This is a genomic window from Streptomyces sp. NBC_01689 (genome assembly GCF_036250675.1).
GTDB lineage: Bacteria > Actinomycetota > Actinomycetes > Streptomycetales > Streptomycetaceae > Streptomyces.
This window is the reverse complement of record NZ_CP109592.1, coordinates 5,669,092-5,684,237: the sequence shown is the minus strand read 5'-3', so window position 1 is coordinate 5,684,237 and position 15,146 is coordinate 5,669,092. Positions and strand designations below refer to the sequence as shown.

The window sequence follows — 15,146 nt, the reverse complement described above, 5'->3', positions numbered from 1 at the left end:
CGGCAGCGCTCCCGGTCGGGCCTGTTGTGCGCGACACGGTACCGCCAACTCGGGGCGGGCAGCCGGGCAGGACCCTCCCGGGCCCCGGTCGGGCGGCCGGGCACGACCGCCTCGGCTCAGCCGAGCAGGACCACTTCGACCTCGGTGCCGGGTTCGACCGACGTGGTGTCCTCGGGTACGACGATCAGCGCGTCGGCGTGCGCGAGCGCCGCGACCAGGTGGGACCCGGCGCCGCCGACGGGCGTCACCGCGCCGTCCGTGTACGTCCCCCGCAGGAACTGCCGGCGTCCCGAGGGCGAGGTCAGCGCCTTTTCGGCGTCGAGCGTCGCGCGCACGGTGGGGCGGTGGACGTCGCTCAGGCCCATGAGGGTGCGGATCGCGGGGCGGACGAACAGTTCGAAGGAGACGTACGACGACACCGGGTTGCCCGGCAGGGCGAGCAGCGGGGTGTGGTCGGGGCCGATGGAGCCGAAGCCCTGGGGCTTGCCGGGCTGCATGGCGAGGGTGCGGAAGTCCACGCCGCCGCCCTCCTCGTCCTCGTCACCCACCGAGGAGAGGGCCTCCTTGACGACGTCGTACGCGCCGACGCTGACGCCGCCGGTGGTGACCAGCAGGTCGGCGCGGATGAGCTGGTCCTCGATGGTGGAGCGGAGGGTCTCGGCGTCGTCGGCGACGGCGCCCACCCGGTAGCCGATGGCTCCGGCGTCGCGGGCGGCGGCGCACAGGGCGAAGCTGTTGGAGTCGTAGATCTGGCCGGTGTCCAACGGCTCGCCCGGCTGCACCAGTTCGCTGCCGGTGGAGAGCACGACCACCCGCGGGCGGGGGCGCACCCGGACGGTGCCGCGGCCGATCGCGGCCAGCAGGCCGAGCTGCGGGGGGCCGAGGATCGTGCCCGCGCGAAGGGCGAGGTCGCCCGCGCGGACGTCGCTGCCCTCGGCCCGTACGTGGGCGCGCGCCTCCGCCGGGCGGTGCACCCGCACCTGGCCGGAGGCGCCCTCGGGGGAGGCGCTGTGGGCGCGCATCCCGGAGACCGGGCCCTCGCCGAGTCCCCCGTCGGTCCACTCGACCGGGACGACGGCCTCGGCGCCGGGCGGCAGCGGGGCGCCGGTCATGATGCGGGCGGCCTGCCCGGGGCCCACGTGCGGAAGCTCCGCGCCGCCCGCCGCGACGTCGCCGACGACGGTGAGGACCGCCGGATACTCCTCGCCGGCGCCCGAGACGTCCGCGACCCGCACCGCGTACCCGTCCATCGAGCTGTTGTCGAACGGCGGCAGGGAGACCGGCACCGTGACGTCCTCGACCAGGACGCAGCCCTGGGCGTCGAGGAGTTGCAGCTCGATGGGTTCGAGGGGGCGGACGGTGGCGAGGATGTCCTCCAGGTGGTCGTCCACCGACCAGAGGCGGTCCTGGCCGGTCGGGCGGGCGGCGGCGCTGCTCAAGATCCCTGCATCTCCTCGGCTACGTAACTGCGGAGCCAGGCACGGAAGTCCGGGCCCAGGTCCTCACGTTCGCACGCGAGTCTGACAATGGCACGCAGATAGTCGCCGCGGTCCCCGGTGTCATAGCGCCGGCCCTTGAAGACGACGCCGTGCACCGGGCCGCCGACCTTCTCGTCGGCGGCGAGCTGCTGGAGGGCGTCGGTGAGCTGGATCTCGCCGCCGCGGCCCGGCTCGGTCTTGCGCAGTATGTCGAAGATGTGCGGGTCGAGGACGTAGCGCCCGATGATCGCGTAATTGCTGGGGGCGTCCGCCGGGTCCGGCTTCTCGACCAGGCCGGTCACCTTGACCAGGTCGCTCTCGGCGGTGGTCTCCACGGCGGCGGAGCCGTAGAGGTGGATCTGCTCGGGCTCGACCTCCATGAGCGCGACGACGCTGCCGCCGTGCCGCTCCTGGACCTCGACCATGCGGGCGAGCAGGGGGTCCCGGGGGTCGATCAGGTCGTCGCCGAGGAGGACCGCGAAGGGTTCCTGGCCGACGTGCGGGGCGGCGCACAGGACCGCGTGGCCGAGGCCCTTGGGGTCGCCCTGGCGCACGTAGTGCATGGTCGCGAGGTCGCTGGACTCCTGGACCTTGGCGAGCCTGCGCGCGTCGCCCTTCTTCTGGAGGGCCGACTCCAGTTCGTAGTTGCGGTCGAAGTGGTCCTCGAGGGGGCGCTTGTTGCGTCCCGTGATCATCAGGACGTCGTCGAGACCCGCCGACACGGCCTCTTCGACCACGTACTGGATCGCCGGCTTGTCGACGACCGGCAGCATCTCCTTGGGAGTGGCCTTCGTGGCCGGCAGGAACCGGGTGCCGAGGCCCGCTGCGGGGATGACAGCCTTGCTGATCCTGGGGTGCGACTCAGTCATGCCCGTAACCATATCCGGTGGCTATGAGCAGAATCTGTGGCTCCGGTCAGTTGGCTCTCATATGAGCGCATAAAGAACCAACGGGAGCGATCCATGAACCACGTCGGACGTGAGGCAGAGCCTGACAAGCGAATGTTGCGTCAGGGATTCCTCGCGGTGAGAAGCAGGTTGACAGCCGGTGACCTGCGGGAGACGGCCGAAGCGCTGGCCGTGCGCGCGCTGGAGCTTCCCGAGTTGGCGCGGGCGCGCACCGTCGCGGCGTACGTCTCCGTGGGGAGCGAGCCGGGCACCCTCGCGCTCCTGGACGCGCTGCACGCCCGGGGCGTACGCGTCCTGTTGCCGGTCCTCATGGCCGACGACGACCTGGACTGGGGCGCGTACGCGGGCGGGGGCTCGCTGACCCGTGTCCGACACGGCGGGCGGATGGCCCTCTTGGAGCCCGCTGGTGAACGCCTGGGCCCCGGGGCCGTACTGGCGGCCGACACCGTCCTGCTGCCCGGCCTCGCGGTGGACCGGCACGGACTGCGGCTGGGGCGCGGGGGCGGCTCCTACGACCGCGTACTGGCCCGCCTGGAGCGCGCGGGATCGGATCCGGCCCTGGTGGTGCTCCTGTACGACACCGAGGTCGTGGACGACGTGCCGCGCGAGCCGCACGACCGTCCGGTGCACGCGGTGGTGACGCCTTCGGGGGTACGCCGCTTCCGATGACGTCACCCCTCGCCCCAGGCCGCCCGCGGGACGCGTGAGGGGCCCTCCACGCGTGCGTGGAGGGCCCCTCGGGGCGATGCGCCGTCAGCGCCTCATGGCTTGAGCACCAGGGTGTCGCTCGTGCTCTCGTCGACCGCCTTGGCCGAGAAGGCCCAGGGCAGCAGCTCGCCCTTCGCCCACTTGTCCGTCTGGTCGGTGTAGTGGGCGCTGTAGGCGTGCCCGGACGCTCCGGAGAGGTTGATCCACTTCGACTTGTCGAGGTCGTCGAGGTTGACCACCATCCGCATGGACGGCACCCAGACCACTCCGTAGCCGCCCGCGGCGTTCCAGCCGGTCGCGTTGACCGTCGCCTCGCCGCCGCTGAGCTTCCAGGGGCCGCGGTTGAGCATGTACTTCAGGAAGGACGGGCCCTCGGTGCCCAGGGTCTGGTTCTTCAGGAACAGGCGGTGCAGCCGGCCCCAGCTCCAGCTGTCGAGGTCCTTGCCGAGCTTGGCGGTCAGCTCCCACCGGGCGTCCTTCATGGCCCGCGCGAAGAGCCCGTCGCGGGTGTCGATCGCCTTGTCGAGACGCGTCTTGGGCGCCTTCCACCAGTCGTTGTGCTCGTCGTCGATGATGTTGCGGACCACCTCGAACCAGCGGTCGCCGCCGTCCGGCTGCGCCTGGTCGGCGTCGCGCTGACCGCACTCGACGACCTTGCGGTCGTCGTCCGCGGGACCCGTGGTGTCGACCGGGTCGACGTACAGGCACTGGCCCTTGACCCGCAGCTCCTTGGGCAGCTTGTTGCCGAAGGCGAGCTTGAGGATGTTGCGCCAGACCGCGTTGAAGTACGCGGCCGCCGCGGAGTCCGCGTCCTGGGTGTAGTCCCAGCCCTCCAGGAGCTTCTGCGCCTGGCGGACGTTCTTGTCGGCGATGTCCAGCTTGAGCAGCTTCGGCACGATCAGCTTCGCGATCTCGCTGCTGTTGTCCAGCTGCATCTGCCGCATGTCGTCGGTCGACATCTTGCCGCCGCCGTCGGTCTTCGTCTTGATCAGATCGGTGATCCGCTGGCTGCGCGCGCCGTAGCCCCAGTCCGTGGTGAGCGTGTAGGGGTACTTGTCCTTGTCGACGACGGCCTGGTTGGCGGTGACGATGTAGCCGCGCCCCGGGTCGAACTCGTAGGGCAGTTCGGACTGCTTGATGTAGCCGGTCCACCGGTACTTGGAGTCCCAGCCGGGCGAGGGCAGCGAACCGTCGTCGCCCTTGGCGCGGGTCGGGATCTTGCCCGGCAGCTGGTAGCCGATGTGGCCCTTGGCGCCCTTGCCGTCGGCGTAGACCAGGTTCTGCGAGGGGACCTCGAAGGACTCGGCCGCCTTGCGGAACTCGTCCCAGCCCGACGCCTTGTCGAGCCGGAAGACGGCGTCCATGGAGGTGCCCGGGTCCAGAGCGGTCCAGCGCAGCGCGATCGCGTAGCCGTCGCCGCGGTCGGGGGCCGCCGCGTCGACGGTCGCCTTCTTGCCGACCTTGACCAGTTCGTCGTCGCGGTCGGACAGCAGCGGCCCGTTGTTGGTGGTGCGCACGACGATCGTCTTGCTGCCACCGCCCGCGATCTTGATCGTCTCCTTGCGGGTGGTGAAGGGCAGCACCTTGCCGTCGAACTGGTAGCCGGCGCCGGTGATCTTCTCCAGGTACAGGTCCGTGACGTCGACCCCGGAGTTGGTCATGCCCCAGGCGATGTTCTGGTTGTGGCCGATTATCACGCCGGGCATACCGGCGAAGGTGTACCCCGAGACGTCGTACTGGCACTTGCTGGAGACCGCGGTGCAGTGCAGGCCCATCTGGTACCAGACCGAGGGCAGCGAGGCCGACAGGTGCGGGTCGTTGGCGAGCAGCGGCTTGCCCGTGATGGTGCGGTCGCCCGCCACGACCCACGAGTTGGAGCCGATGCCGTTGCCGTTGACGCCGACGGCCGTGGGCACGTCGTCGAGGACGTCGTAGAGCTTGGAGAGCTGGCTCTGCAGCCCGTCCGGCGCCGTCGTGTTCCCGGCCAGTCCGGTGCCCGCGCCCGACCCCCCGGTGCTCCCGGAGGTCTGCGCCCCCTTCTGGACGTACGACTGCGTGACGCTGTCGTACGCGCCCTCCTGCGTGATCGCCTTGTTCCGGTCGTACGGGTACTCCGGGTACAGGTCGGCGATCTGCTTCGGGCCCAGACGGCTGGTCATCAGGGAGCGGTCGATCTCCTCCTGCATGTTGCCGCGCAGGTCCCAGGCCATTGCCTTGAGCCAGGCCACCGAGTCGACCGGGGTCCACTGCTCGGGCTTGTAGTCGTTGGTGAGACCGAGGGCCGCGTACTCCAGGGAGATGTCCTTGCCGTCCTTGCCCTTCAGGTAGGCGTTGACTCCCTTGGCGTACGCCTGCAGGTACTTCTTCGTGGAGGCCGACAGCTTGGCGTCGTACTCCCGCTGGGCGACCCGGTTCCAGCCCAGGGTGCGCAGGAACTCGTCGTTCTTGACCTGGCCCTTGCCGAACATCTCGGACAGCCGGCCCGAGGTCATGTGCCGGCGCACGTCCATCTCGTAGAACCGGTCCTGCGCCTGGACGTAGCCCTGGGCCATGAACAGGTCCGCGTCGGAGGACGCGTAGATCTGCGGGATCCCGTAGCCGTCCCGCTTCACGTCGACGGGCCCGGAGAGCCCTTCGAGCGTGAGCGAGCCCTTGGTCTGCGGGAAGGAGGCCCGGACGGTGCTGACTCCCCAGTACCCCCCGTAGGCCACGCCCCCGATCAGGGCCAGAACCAGGACGATCAGGATCAGACGGGCGCGGCGCCCCTTCTTCCTGCCGGACTTGCCGGGCTTTTGGCCGGAAGAGGCGGTGGTGTTCGGGGGCATCGCTGTCCTTGCTGTCCTAACGCGAGCGGCAGGCGGTCCTGGAGTGCTGGAGCAACCATAGGCGCAGGGCCCGGCGCGCCTTGACGCGGAGTCGGGTACCCGGACGGCCGAGCGTTTGATCTCGGCCCCGAGAGCGTCAAGAAAGCGTCAAGAGTTAGGTAAGGTAACGAAGTACTTGGATCGCTGTACCGACTTCCGGCGCCCGGATCGACAAGCTCGGACCCCGTGCCCGGATCGGCGAGAAGGGAACGGCCGCTGACTGTCCACCACCTCAACCAGCTCCTGCTCGTCTGCTCGCTCGTCCTGCTCGTCGCGGTGGCGGCGGTTCGGATCTCCTCCCGCAGCGGGCTCCCCAGCCTGCTCGTCTACCTCGGCATCGGCATGGCCATGGGCCAGGACGGCGTCGGCGACATCCACTTCAGCAACGCCGAGATGACCCAGGTCATCGGATACGCGGCCCTCGTCGTGATCCTGGCCGAGGGCGGCCTCGGCACGAAGTGGAAGGAGATCAAGCCGGTCCTTCCGGCCGCCGCCTCGCTTGCGGTGGCCGGTGTGGCGGCGAGCGTGGGGGTCACGGCCGCCGCCGCCCACGTCCTGATCGACCTGGAGTGGCGGCAGGCGCTCATCATCGGCGCGGTGGTCTCCTCTACGGACGCCGCGGCGGTCTTCTCGGTGCTCCGCAAGGTCCCCCTCCCCTCCCGCGTGACGGCCGTCCTGGAGGCCGAGTCGGGCTTCAACGACGCCCCGGTGGTCATCCTCGTCGTCGCGTTCAGCACGGCGGGCCCCGTGGAGCACTGGTACGTGCTGGTGGGAGAGATAGCCCTGGAGCTGGCGATCGGCGCGGCCATGGGGCTCGCGGTCGGCTGGCTCGGCTCCTGGGGGCTGCGGCACGTCGCGCTGCCCGCCTCCGGCCTCTACCCGATCGCGGTGATGGCGATCGCCGTCACCGCCTACGCGGCCGGCGCCCTCGCGCACGGCAGCGGCTTCCTGGCCGTCTATCTCGCCGCGATGCTGCTCGGCAACGCCAGGCTGCCGCACTGGCCCGCCACCCGGGGCTTCGCCGAGGGACTCGGCTGGATCGCCCAGATCGGCATGTTCGTCCTGCTCGGCCTGCTCGTCACACCGCACGAGATGGGCGACGACATCTGGCCCGCGCTCGTCATCGGCCTCGCGCTGACCGTGGTGGCCCGGCCGCTGAGCGTCTTCACCGCCCTGCTGCCCTTCCGCGTCCCCTGGCAGGAACAGACCCTCATGTCCTGGGCGGGCCTGCGCGGCGCCGTGCCCATCATCCTGGCGACCATCCCGATGGTCAGCGGCATCGAGGAGAGCCGCCGGATCTTCAACATCGTCTTCGTCCTGGTCGTCGTCTACACCCTCGTCCAGGGGCCCACCCTGCCCTGGCTGGCCCGCACCCTGCGGCTGGGCGAGTCCACCGGCCCCGCCGACCTCGGCATCGAATCAGCGCCCCTGGAACGGCTGCGCGGGCACCTGCTGTCCGTGGCGATCCCCAAGGGGTCACGCATGCACGGCGTCGAGGTCGCCGAGCTGCGCATGCCCCCGGGCGCCGCCGTCACCCTCGTCGTGCGCGACGGGACCTCCTTCGTACCGCTGCCCACGACGGTGCTGCGACGCGGTGACGAACTGCTGGTCGTGGCCACCGACCCGGTCCGCGACGCCGCCGAGCGACGGCTGCGCGCGGTGGGCCAGGGCGGCAAGCTCGCGGACTGGCTGGGCCCCCTGGGCGGCGGCAGCGGACGCTGAGCCGGCGGGGCGGGGCGCCGGGGGCGGGAGCGGCACCTGCCGGGGTGGGCCCGCCTGCGCGGGGCCCGCCCGGACGGCCGAGGGCCGGCGCGCGCCGGGACAGTGGGCGCTGGACGGCCCGAGGACGGCGGGCGTCGGAGCCGCGGACATCCGCCGTTCATCCACCCGTTGCGGATTCACAGGCGAGCGGCGCGGTGGTGCTCGTTTTCACAGGCACCGCACCCCGCTCCCCCTGTACCATCAAGGCACACTTTGATCGAACCAACTCTGCCTGACGCAGAGCTGGCGCGACCGTATGGCGGCCGCGGTGCCCTCGCAGCGGGCGGCGCGGCATCTACCGCAGTTCCGCGCAAGAGGACAGCTCTCGGCGCCCCCGCACGGGCGCGCTACCAGGCGGCAGAAAGGCACGGCCGTGGCATCCACGGTCACCTCCCGCCCCGGGTACGGACAGCTGCTGCGCACCCGCGGCGCCTGGACGTTCCTGCTCCCCGGTTTCGCGGCGCGCCAGCCGTTCGCGATGCTGACCATCTCCCTCGTGCTCCTCGTCCAGCACACCACCGGCTCGTACGGAGCCGCCGGCGCCGTCGCCGCGGCCACCGGCGTCTCCATGGCGCTGTTCGCGCCCTTCACGGGCCGTCTCGCCGACCGCCACGGCCAGCGGGCCGTCCTGCTGCCCGGCGTCCTGGTGCACGTCCTGGCCGCCCTCTGCCTGACCGCCCTGGCCCTGTCGGACGCCCCCCTGTGGGCCCTCTTCCTCGCCGCCGTGCCGACCGGCGCCTCGGTACCCCAGATCGGGCCGATGGTGCGTGCCCGCTGGGGTGTGAAGCTCAAGGACTCACCCCTGATGAGCACCGCCGCGGCCTTCGAGTCCGTCACGGACGAGCTGACCTTCGTCGTGGGCCCGCTCCTCGCGACCGCCCTGTGCACCGCCGTCCACCCCTCGGCGGGCCTGCTGACGGAAGCCGCGCTGACCCTGGTCGGCGGCCTTCTCTTCGCCGCGCAGAAGAGCACCCAGCCCGCCACCGCCGGCGAGGGGCACGCGCGCGTGGAGCACGCCTCCGCGCTCCGCGTCCCCGGGGTGCGCGTCCTGATCGTGACCTTCCTGGGCATCGGCTCCGTCTTCGGCGGCATGCAGGTCTCCCTCGCCGCGTTCAGCGAGTCCATCGGCGAGCCCGGCATGAACGGCGTCCTGTACGGCGTCTTCGCCGCCGGCAACATGCTGTCCGGTGTCGTCTGCGGCGCCGTGGCGTGGAAGGTCGCGCCGCGTCGCCGCCTGGTCGTCGGGTACGCCGCCCTGACGCTCACCGCCTCCGGACTGTGGGCCGCCCACTCCGTGGCCGTGCTCGTCGGCCTCGGCCTCCTGGTCGGCATGTGCATCGCCCCGGCCCTGATCACCGGCTACACGCTGGTCGAGGGACTGGTGCCGGCCGGCGCCCGCACCGAGGCCTTCACCTGGCTGACCGGCGCCGTCGCGCTCGGCCAGGCCGCGGCCGTCACGGTGGCCGGACAACTGGAGGACCGCCTGTGGGACGGCGCCGGATTCCTGGTGCCGATGGGCGGTACCGCCCTGGCGCTGATCACCCTGGTGGCCCTGCGTTCACGGCTCGCCGCACCCCACGCCGGCCGCACCGTCGCACGTGGCGTCGGTCACCGAGTGCCGGTGACAGTGGACTGATCTCTCGGAATACGTCAGTATGGACCGTCGTTAGCACTCACTGAGTGAGAGTGCCAGGAGGAAGACAAGTGCCGACCTACCAGTACCAGTGCACCGAGTGCGGCGAGGGCCTCGAGGCGGTGCAGAAGTTCACCGACGATGCCCTGACCGAGTGCCCCAACTGCGGTGGCCGCCTGAAGAAGGTGTTCTCGGCCGTCGGCATTGTCTTCAAGGGCTCCGGCTTCTACCGCAATGACAGCCGTGGCTCCTCGTCGACCAGCTCGCCGGCGTCCAAGCCGTCGACGACCTCGGCGTCGTCCGCTTCTTCTTCGTCGTCGACGTCCTCGTCGTCCTCGGAGTCGAAGTCGTCGAGCGGCGGCTCGTCGTCGGGCAGCGGTTCGTCCAGCAGCTCCGCCGCGTAGTCTGTCGATCGCGCGGTCCGTCACGCGCGCGGTCCGTCACGCGGACGCGATTCCCACCGGACCCTGCCGTCACCCGACGACAGGGTCTTCGGTCTGTTCCGGGCCCGGTTAGGGTGCGGTCCATGGCGAACACGGAGAACCCACTGACCCCGGCCGGGAAGCAGCCGCCCGCCGCGGAGATCGGCGTCATCGGCGGCTCGGGCTTCTACTCCTTCCTCGACGACGTGACCGAGATACAGGTGGACACCCCCTACGGGCCGCCCAGCGACTCCCTGTTCCTCGGCGAGATCGCCGGACGACGGGTCGCGTTCCTGCCGCGCCACGGCCGCGGCCACCACCTGCCGCCGCACCGCATCAACTACCGGGCCAACCTCTGGGCACTGCGCTCCGTCGGCGCCCGGCAGATCCTCGGGCCCTGCGCGGTGGGCGGTCTGCGCCCCGAGTACGGGCCGGGAACCCTGCTCGTGCCGGATCAGCTGGTCGACCGGACGAAGGCGCGGGCACAGACGTACTTCGACGGACTGCCTCTCCCGGACGGCGCCGTGCCGAACGTGGTGCACGTGTCCCTGGCCGACCCCTACTGTCCCGTCGGCCGCAAGGCCGCTCTGGAGGCGGCGCGCGGCCGGGACTGGGAGCCGGTGGACGGCGGCACGCTCGTGGTGGTCGAGGGTCCCCGGTTCTCCACCCGTGCGGAGTCGCTGTGGCATCAGGCGCAGGGCTGGTCCGTGGTCGGCATGACCGGCCATCCCGAGGCGGCGCTCGCCCGTGAACTCGAGCTCTGCTACACGTCGTTGACCCTGGTCACCGATCTCGACGCGGGCGCGGAGGCCGGCGAGGGCGTCTCGCACGACGATGTCCTCAAGGTGTTCGCGGCCAACGTGGACCGGCTGCGGGGCGTGCTGTTCGACGTGGTCGCGGCGCTGCCGGGGAACGGCACGCGGGACTGCCTGTGCACGACGGCCATGGGGGGCATGGACCCGGGGTTCGAACTGCCCTGACGGCCGGCGGCGGGGAGCGACCGGGTTCGGAACTTCCCGTTCGGGTGAGGGAGTTGTCCACAACCCGTCGGTGATCCACCGGCTCCGGCGGGTTCTCCGGCGAGGCCTCATCGTGGGATCGCAAGCCCGGTCCCTCGTCACAGGTGGTGGTTCCCCATGCTCCAGCACTTCCCTTCCGTCCACCCGCTCGCCACGGCCGCCGTCCGGCCCACGGACGCGGCCCTCCCCACGGGGGCGGTCCTCACCTCAGGCCCCGGCCCTTCCGTGGTTCTCGCCCGGCACGCGGAGATCCCCGTGGGTGTGCCGGTGGACCGACCCGTCGGGCCGCCTGTCCGCCCGCCGCTCGGCCCGTCCGTCTGCTCGTGCACGGGCCCGTCGGCGGGTCCGGACCTGGGCCCGCCGGACGCGCTGGACCCCTACGACTGGGACGGTCCGCGTCCGCCGGGCGTGGACGCGCCGCCGACCTGCGAGGTGCCTTGGTTCCCGCCCGTGCGCGTCCACGGCGGCCGATGGCGGCCGGGGCCTCTCACCCGGCACCGGCGGCGGGCCGTGGCCGCGGGTCTCGCGGTCACCGCGGCGGTCCTCGTGGCGGCCGGCCCCCGAGCCGTCGAACGGGCGCGTGGCCGACCGGCGTCCTCGGCCCCGGTCTCTCCGTCGTTCACGCACCGATCCGCCTCCTCCCCCTCCTCCGGCTCCGTTTCAGCTTCCGGGCCCTCCTCTCCGTCCGTACGGACAGGCGACGAGGCCGAGAAGGTGACGGCGGCCGTGCGGATCGCCGACGCGGCTACGGTGCGGCTGCTCAGGCCCGGTGACCGGGTCGACGTGATCGCTTCGGACGGCCGCGGACAGGGACGCGTGGTCGCGGGCAGGGCGCGGGTGAGCGCCGTCCCTGACTCCGAGGTGACCGGGACCGGCGCGCTGGTCGTCCTGTCCGTACCCCGGTCCACCGCCGCACGGTTGGCGGGCGCGGGCATCACGTCACAGCTGGCGGTGACGCTGTGCTGAGGACTCCGCCCGATATCGAATGGGTGTCAAGTCCCGTTCCGGAGGTAGGTGAGGGAACAGCTCCGGCATGCCCTCGCGTAGGTTGCGGAGCTGTTTGTTCCACAACCTGTGCAGAGGGGCCTCTTGGTGAGCGAGAAGCAGCAACCCGGCGTCTGGGAAGGCTTCAAGGCCTTCCTCATGCGGGGCAATGTCATCGATCTGGCCGTCGCGGTGGTCATCGGAGCGGCCTTCACCAATATCGTCAACTCGGTGGTGAAGGGCATCATCAACCCGCTGGTCGGTGCGATCGGCACGAAGAACCTGGACAGTTACAGCTACTGTCTGAAGAAGCCGTGCCAGGGCACCGGGGACACCGCCACGGGCGTCCGCATCCTGTGGGGCTCGGTGCTGGGCGCCACGCTCAGCTTCGTGATCACCGCGGCAGTCGTCTACTTCCTGATGGTCCTGCCGATGTCGAAGTTCCTCGCCCGGCAGGCGGCCCGCCAGAAGGCGAAGGAGGGCACGCAGGAGATCATCGAGGTGTCCGAGCTGGAGGTGCTCAAGGAGATCCGCGACGCCCTGCTGGCTCAGCGCGGTTCGGGGCAGCGGCCCGACTAGGGTCCGCCGTCACGGCGACCGGGGACGGCCGGGGGGCGGCCCCGAAGGCGGTGGGGCCGCGTCCGGCGGCGCCACCGCCCGGTTCAGATGTGGTGGGGCGGCTTCTCGTCGAGGAAGCGCCTCAGGTCCGCCGCGCTGTCGGCGTCACCGTCCGGCCGCTCGCCCCAGCCCCGGTCCGTGTCGTCGGAGGACTGCCGGTTCAGCGGGTCGTCGAAGACCAGCGTCGGCTTCCGGGGCGCGGGTCGTGCCTGCCCGGAGGGCTCGCCGTTCGGCTCCGGGGCGTCGCCCGGCTCGGGCTCGGGGGTCGTACTCATGGCTCCAGGGTACGCCGGGGGCGTGCCGGCCCCACTCGCCACGACCTGCGGATCAGGCCCCCCGCGTGCGCGTTCCGGGTTCTTTTCTGCTGTGCTTGGCCGCATGACGTCCAGTTCCGCTTCCGAATCCGCCCCGCCGCCGGACAGGTCCCGGCCGGGACCCCTGCGCAGGATGACCGCCCGGGGGCGGGACGAGGCGCACCGGGTCGCGACGCCGCTCGAGCTCTTCTTCGACCTGTGCTTCGTCGTGGCGATCGCCCAGGCGGGCGCCGAACTGATGCACTTCATGGCCGAGGGCCACGCGGGCGAGGGCATCCTCAACTACGTGATGATCTTCTTCGCCATCTGGTGGGCGTGGATGAACTTCACCTGGTTCGCCTCGGCGTACGACAACGACGACGCGCTCTTCCGGGTGGTCACGCTGGTACAGATCGCCGGTGTGCTGGTACTCGCCGCCGGGGTGTCGCGGGCGTTCGAGAACCATGTCTTCCTGGCCGTCTGGCTCGGCTACGTGATCATGCGGCTCGCGCTGATCACCCAGTGGCTGCGGGCGGCGCGCTCCGCGGAGGGTGCCGAGCGGACGATGGCGCTGCGGTACGCGGTCGGCGTGCTGCTGTGCCAGGTCGGCTGGCTCGGGCTGCTGGTCCTGCCGGAGTCCGGGCGCGCCTGGGTCTTCCTGGTGATGGCACCCCTGGAGATGTGCGTCCCGCTCTTCGCGGAGCGGAACTACGTCACCTCGTGGCACGCGCACCACATCTCCGAGCGCTTCGGACTGTTCACGATCATCGTGCTCGGCGAGTCGGTCTCGGCCGCCACGGTCGCCGTGAAGACGGGTGTGGACGAGCACGACGCGCTGGGCCATCTGCTGCCGATCGCCGTGGGCGGGCTGTTGATCGTCTTCGCCGCCTGGTGGATCTACTTCGCGGTGCCGATCCACGGCTTCCTGCGGTCCAACAGACAGTCGTTCCTGTGGGGATACGGCCACTACCTGATCTTCTCGTCGGCGGCCGCGATCGGCGCGGGTCTGGAGGTCGCGGTCGAGCAGGCGGTCGGCAAGGCACACATCTCGGCACTCGCCGCCTCCGCCGCCGTGACGCTTCCGACGGCGCTGTACCTCCTCACGGTGTGGATCCTGCACGCACGTCACTTCAAGGTGGGCATCACTCAGCAACTGGTGCTGCCGGTCACCGCGTTGCTGGTGATCCTCTGCACCTTCCTGGGCGAGTGGGCGGTGCTCGTGGCGGGAATCCTGGCGGCCCTGGCGGTGGCGTTCGGAGTGATCCTGACGACTCGCGGGAGCGCGCCGCGGGGGCGGGGGACGGCGGCGGCCGTATAGCGGACGGGAGGCGAGCGTCGTGGGTCCGGCGGGGGAAAGACTGGACTCATGACAGTTGACGCTCTGACAGATGTCGTGGGGCTGCGCGTGGGACACGCGACACGTGCCGGCGGCGGTTGGCTCACCGGCACCACCGTGGTGCTCGCTCCCCCGGGCGGCGCCGTCGCGGCCGTCGACGTGCGCGGTGGCGGGCCGGGCACCAAGGAGACCGACGCGCTCGACCCGCGCAACCTGGTGCAGAAGGTCGAGGCCGTGGTCCTGACCGGCGGCAGCGCGTACGGGCTGGACTCCGCGTCCGGAGTGATGGCCTGGCTGGAGGAGCGGGGCCGGGGCGTGCGGGTGGGCGTCGATCCGGCACACGTCGTGCCGGTGGTGCCCGCCGCCTGTGTCTTCGACCTGGGCCGGGGCGGCGACTTCCGGGCCCGCCCGGACGCGGCCACCGGCCGGGCCGCGGTCGAGGCGGCCGACGCGAGCGGGCCGGGCGCCCCGGTGACGGAGGGGTGCGTGGGGGCCGGCACGGGTGCGACGGTCGGGCCGGTCAAGGGCGGGGTCGGGACGGCCAGCGCCGTGCTCGACTCGGGGATCACGGTGGCCGCGCTGGTGGTCGCCAACGCGGCGGGATCGGCGCTGGATCCGGGGACGGGGGCGCTGTACGGGGAGTTGCTGGGCGGCGGCCGGGTGGAGTACCCCGCGCCCGGAGTCCACGAGAGGGCCCGTGAGCGGCTCGCCGCGGCCGCCGCGAAGAACACGCCGCCGCCGTTGAACACCACGCTCGCCGTCGTCGCGACCGACGCGGCCCTCACCCGGGCGCAGGCCCACAAGCTGGCCGGGACGGCACACGACGGCATCGCCCGCGCGGTCCGGCCGGTGCATCTGCTCAACGACGGGGACACGGTGTTCGCCCTGGCCACCGGCGCTCGCCCGCCGGCAGCCGGGGATCCCCTCGCGCTCAACGAGATCCTGGCCGCCGGCGCGGACCTGGTGACCCGGGCGATCGTACGGGCGGTGCGCGCGGCGGAGTCGGTGGACGGTCCGGGAGGGACGTGGCCGTCGTACGAGGAGCTGTATGGGAAGGGGTAGTCGACGGCCGGTGGTCCGCAGCGGATGCCTACCGGCCGACGGTCGTTGGTCAACGGGTGT

The 15,146-nt window shown here is 71.6% G+C and carries 13 protein-coding genes; 9 read left to right on the top strand and 4 right to left on the bottom strand.

Annotated features, from left to right (window positions below):
• Positions 1-116: 116 nt before the first annotated feature.
• Positions 117-1,439: a molybdotransferase-like divisome protein Glp gene (gene glp / locus OG776_RS24235; protein WP_148008855.1), complete on the bottom strand. Its 1,323-nt coding sequence runs from the start codon at positions 1,437-1,439 to the stop codon at positions 117-119.
• The gene (gene galU / locus OG776_RS24230) at positions 1,436-2,347 is read right to left on the bottom strand and encodes a UTP--glucose-1-phosphate uridylyltransferase GalU (protein WP_148008856.1); all 912 of its coding nucleotides are present in this window, start codon (positions 2,345-2,347) and stop codon (positions 1,436-1,438) included. The genes glp and galU overlap by 4 nt, the downstream gene beginning before the upstream one ends.
• 93 nt (positions 2,348-2,440) lie before the next feature.
• Between galU and OG776_RS24225 the strand changes: the two genes are divergently transcribed.
• Entirely contained in the window at positions 2,441-3,055 is a 615-nt protein-coding gene (locus OG776_RS24225; protein WP_329322526.1) for a 5-formyltetrahydrofolate cyclo-ligase, read from the top strand.
• Between the two features lie 92 nt (positions 3,056-3,147).
• Here the strand turns inward: OG776_RS24225 and OG776_RS24220 are convergent, their stop codons facing one another.
• Positions 3,148-5,919, bottom strand: a complete 2,772-nt coding sequence (locus tag OG776_RS24220; protein ID WP_148008858.1) for a penicillin acylase family protein — start codon at positions 5,917-5,919, stop codon at positions 3,148-3,150.
• 225 nt (positions 5,920-6,144) lie between these two features.
• Between OG776_RS24220 and OG776_RS24215 the strand changes: the two genes are divergently transcribed.
• The 6 genes from OG776_RS24215 (at position 6,145) to mscL (ending at position 12,356) form a co-directional block, all read left to right on the top strand.
• The gene (locus OG776_RS24215) at positions 6,145-7,680 is read left to right on the top strand and encodes a potassium/proton antiporter (protein ID WP_329322525.1); all 1,536 of its coding nucleotides are present in this window, start codon (positions 6,145-6,147) and stop codon (positions 7,678-7,680) included.
• Positions 7,681-7,975: 295 nt separating this feature from the next.
• Entirely contained in the window at positions 7,976-9,355 is a 1,380-nt protein-coding gene (locus OG776_RS24210) for an MFS transporter (RefSeq protein WP_148008859.1), read from the top strand.
• Positions 9,356-9,423: 68 nt separating this feature from the next.
• On the top strand, positions 9,424-9,756 hold the full coding sequence (locus OG776_RS24205; protein ID WP_148008860.1) for an FmdB family zinc ribbon protein: 333 nt from the start codon (positions 9,424-9,426) through the stop codon (positions 9,754-9,756).
• Positions 9,757-9,878: 122 nt separating this feature from the next.
• Positions 9,879-10,754 (top strand): S-methyl-5'-thioadenosine phosphorylase, encoded by an 876-nt coding sequence (locus tag OG776_RS24200; RefSeq protein ID WP_148008861.1) that lies wholly within the window; start codon positions 9,879-9,881, stop codon positions 10,752-10,754.
• A gap of 156 nt (positions 10,755-10,910) precedes the next feature.
• Positions 10,911-11,759, top strand: coding sequence for a hypothetical protein (locus OG776_RS24195; RefSeq protein ID WP_329322524.1), 849 nt, complete (start codon positions 10,911-10,913; stop codon positions 11,757-11,759).
• A 126-nt stretch (positions 11,760-11,885) separates the two neighbouring features.
• Positions 11,886-12,356, top strand: coding sequence for a large conductance mechanosensitive channel protein MscL (gene mscL / locus OG776_RS24190; protein WP_148008862.1), 471 nt, complete (start codon positions 11,886-11,888; stop codon positions 12,354-12,356).
• Between the two features lie 83 nt (positions 12,357-12,439).
• On the opposite strand, the gene OG776_RS24185 is transcribed toward mscL, so the two are convergent.
• Entirely contained in the window at positions 12,440-12,670 is a 231-nt protein-coding gene (locus tag OG776_RS24185) for a hypothetical protein (RefSeq protein ID WP_187285635.1), read from the bottom strand.
• 103 nt (positions 12,671-12,773) lie between these two features.
• Here OG776_RS24185 and OG776_RS24180 point away from each other — a divergent pair, with 103 nt between their 5' ends.
• Positions 12,774-14,006: a low temperature requirement protein A gene (locus OG776_RS24180; protein ID WP_148008863.1), complete on the top strand. Its 1,233-nt coding sequence runs from the start codon at positions 12,774-12,776 to the stop codon at positions 14,004-14,006.
• A 48-nt stretch (positions 14,007-14,054) separates the two neighbouring features.
• Positions 14,055-15,086 carry a P1 family peptidase gene (locus OG776_RS24175; protein WP_329322523.1) on the top strand — a complete coding sequence of 344 codons (1,032 nt, stop codon included), beginning with the start codon at positions 14,055-14,057 and terminating at the stop codon, positions 15,084-15,086.
• Positions 15,087-15,146: the final 60 nt, after the last annotated feature.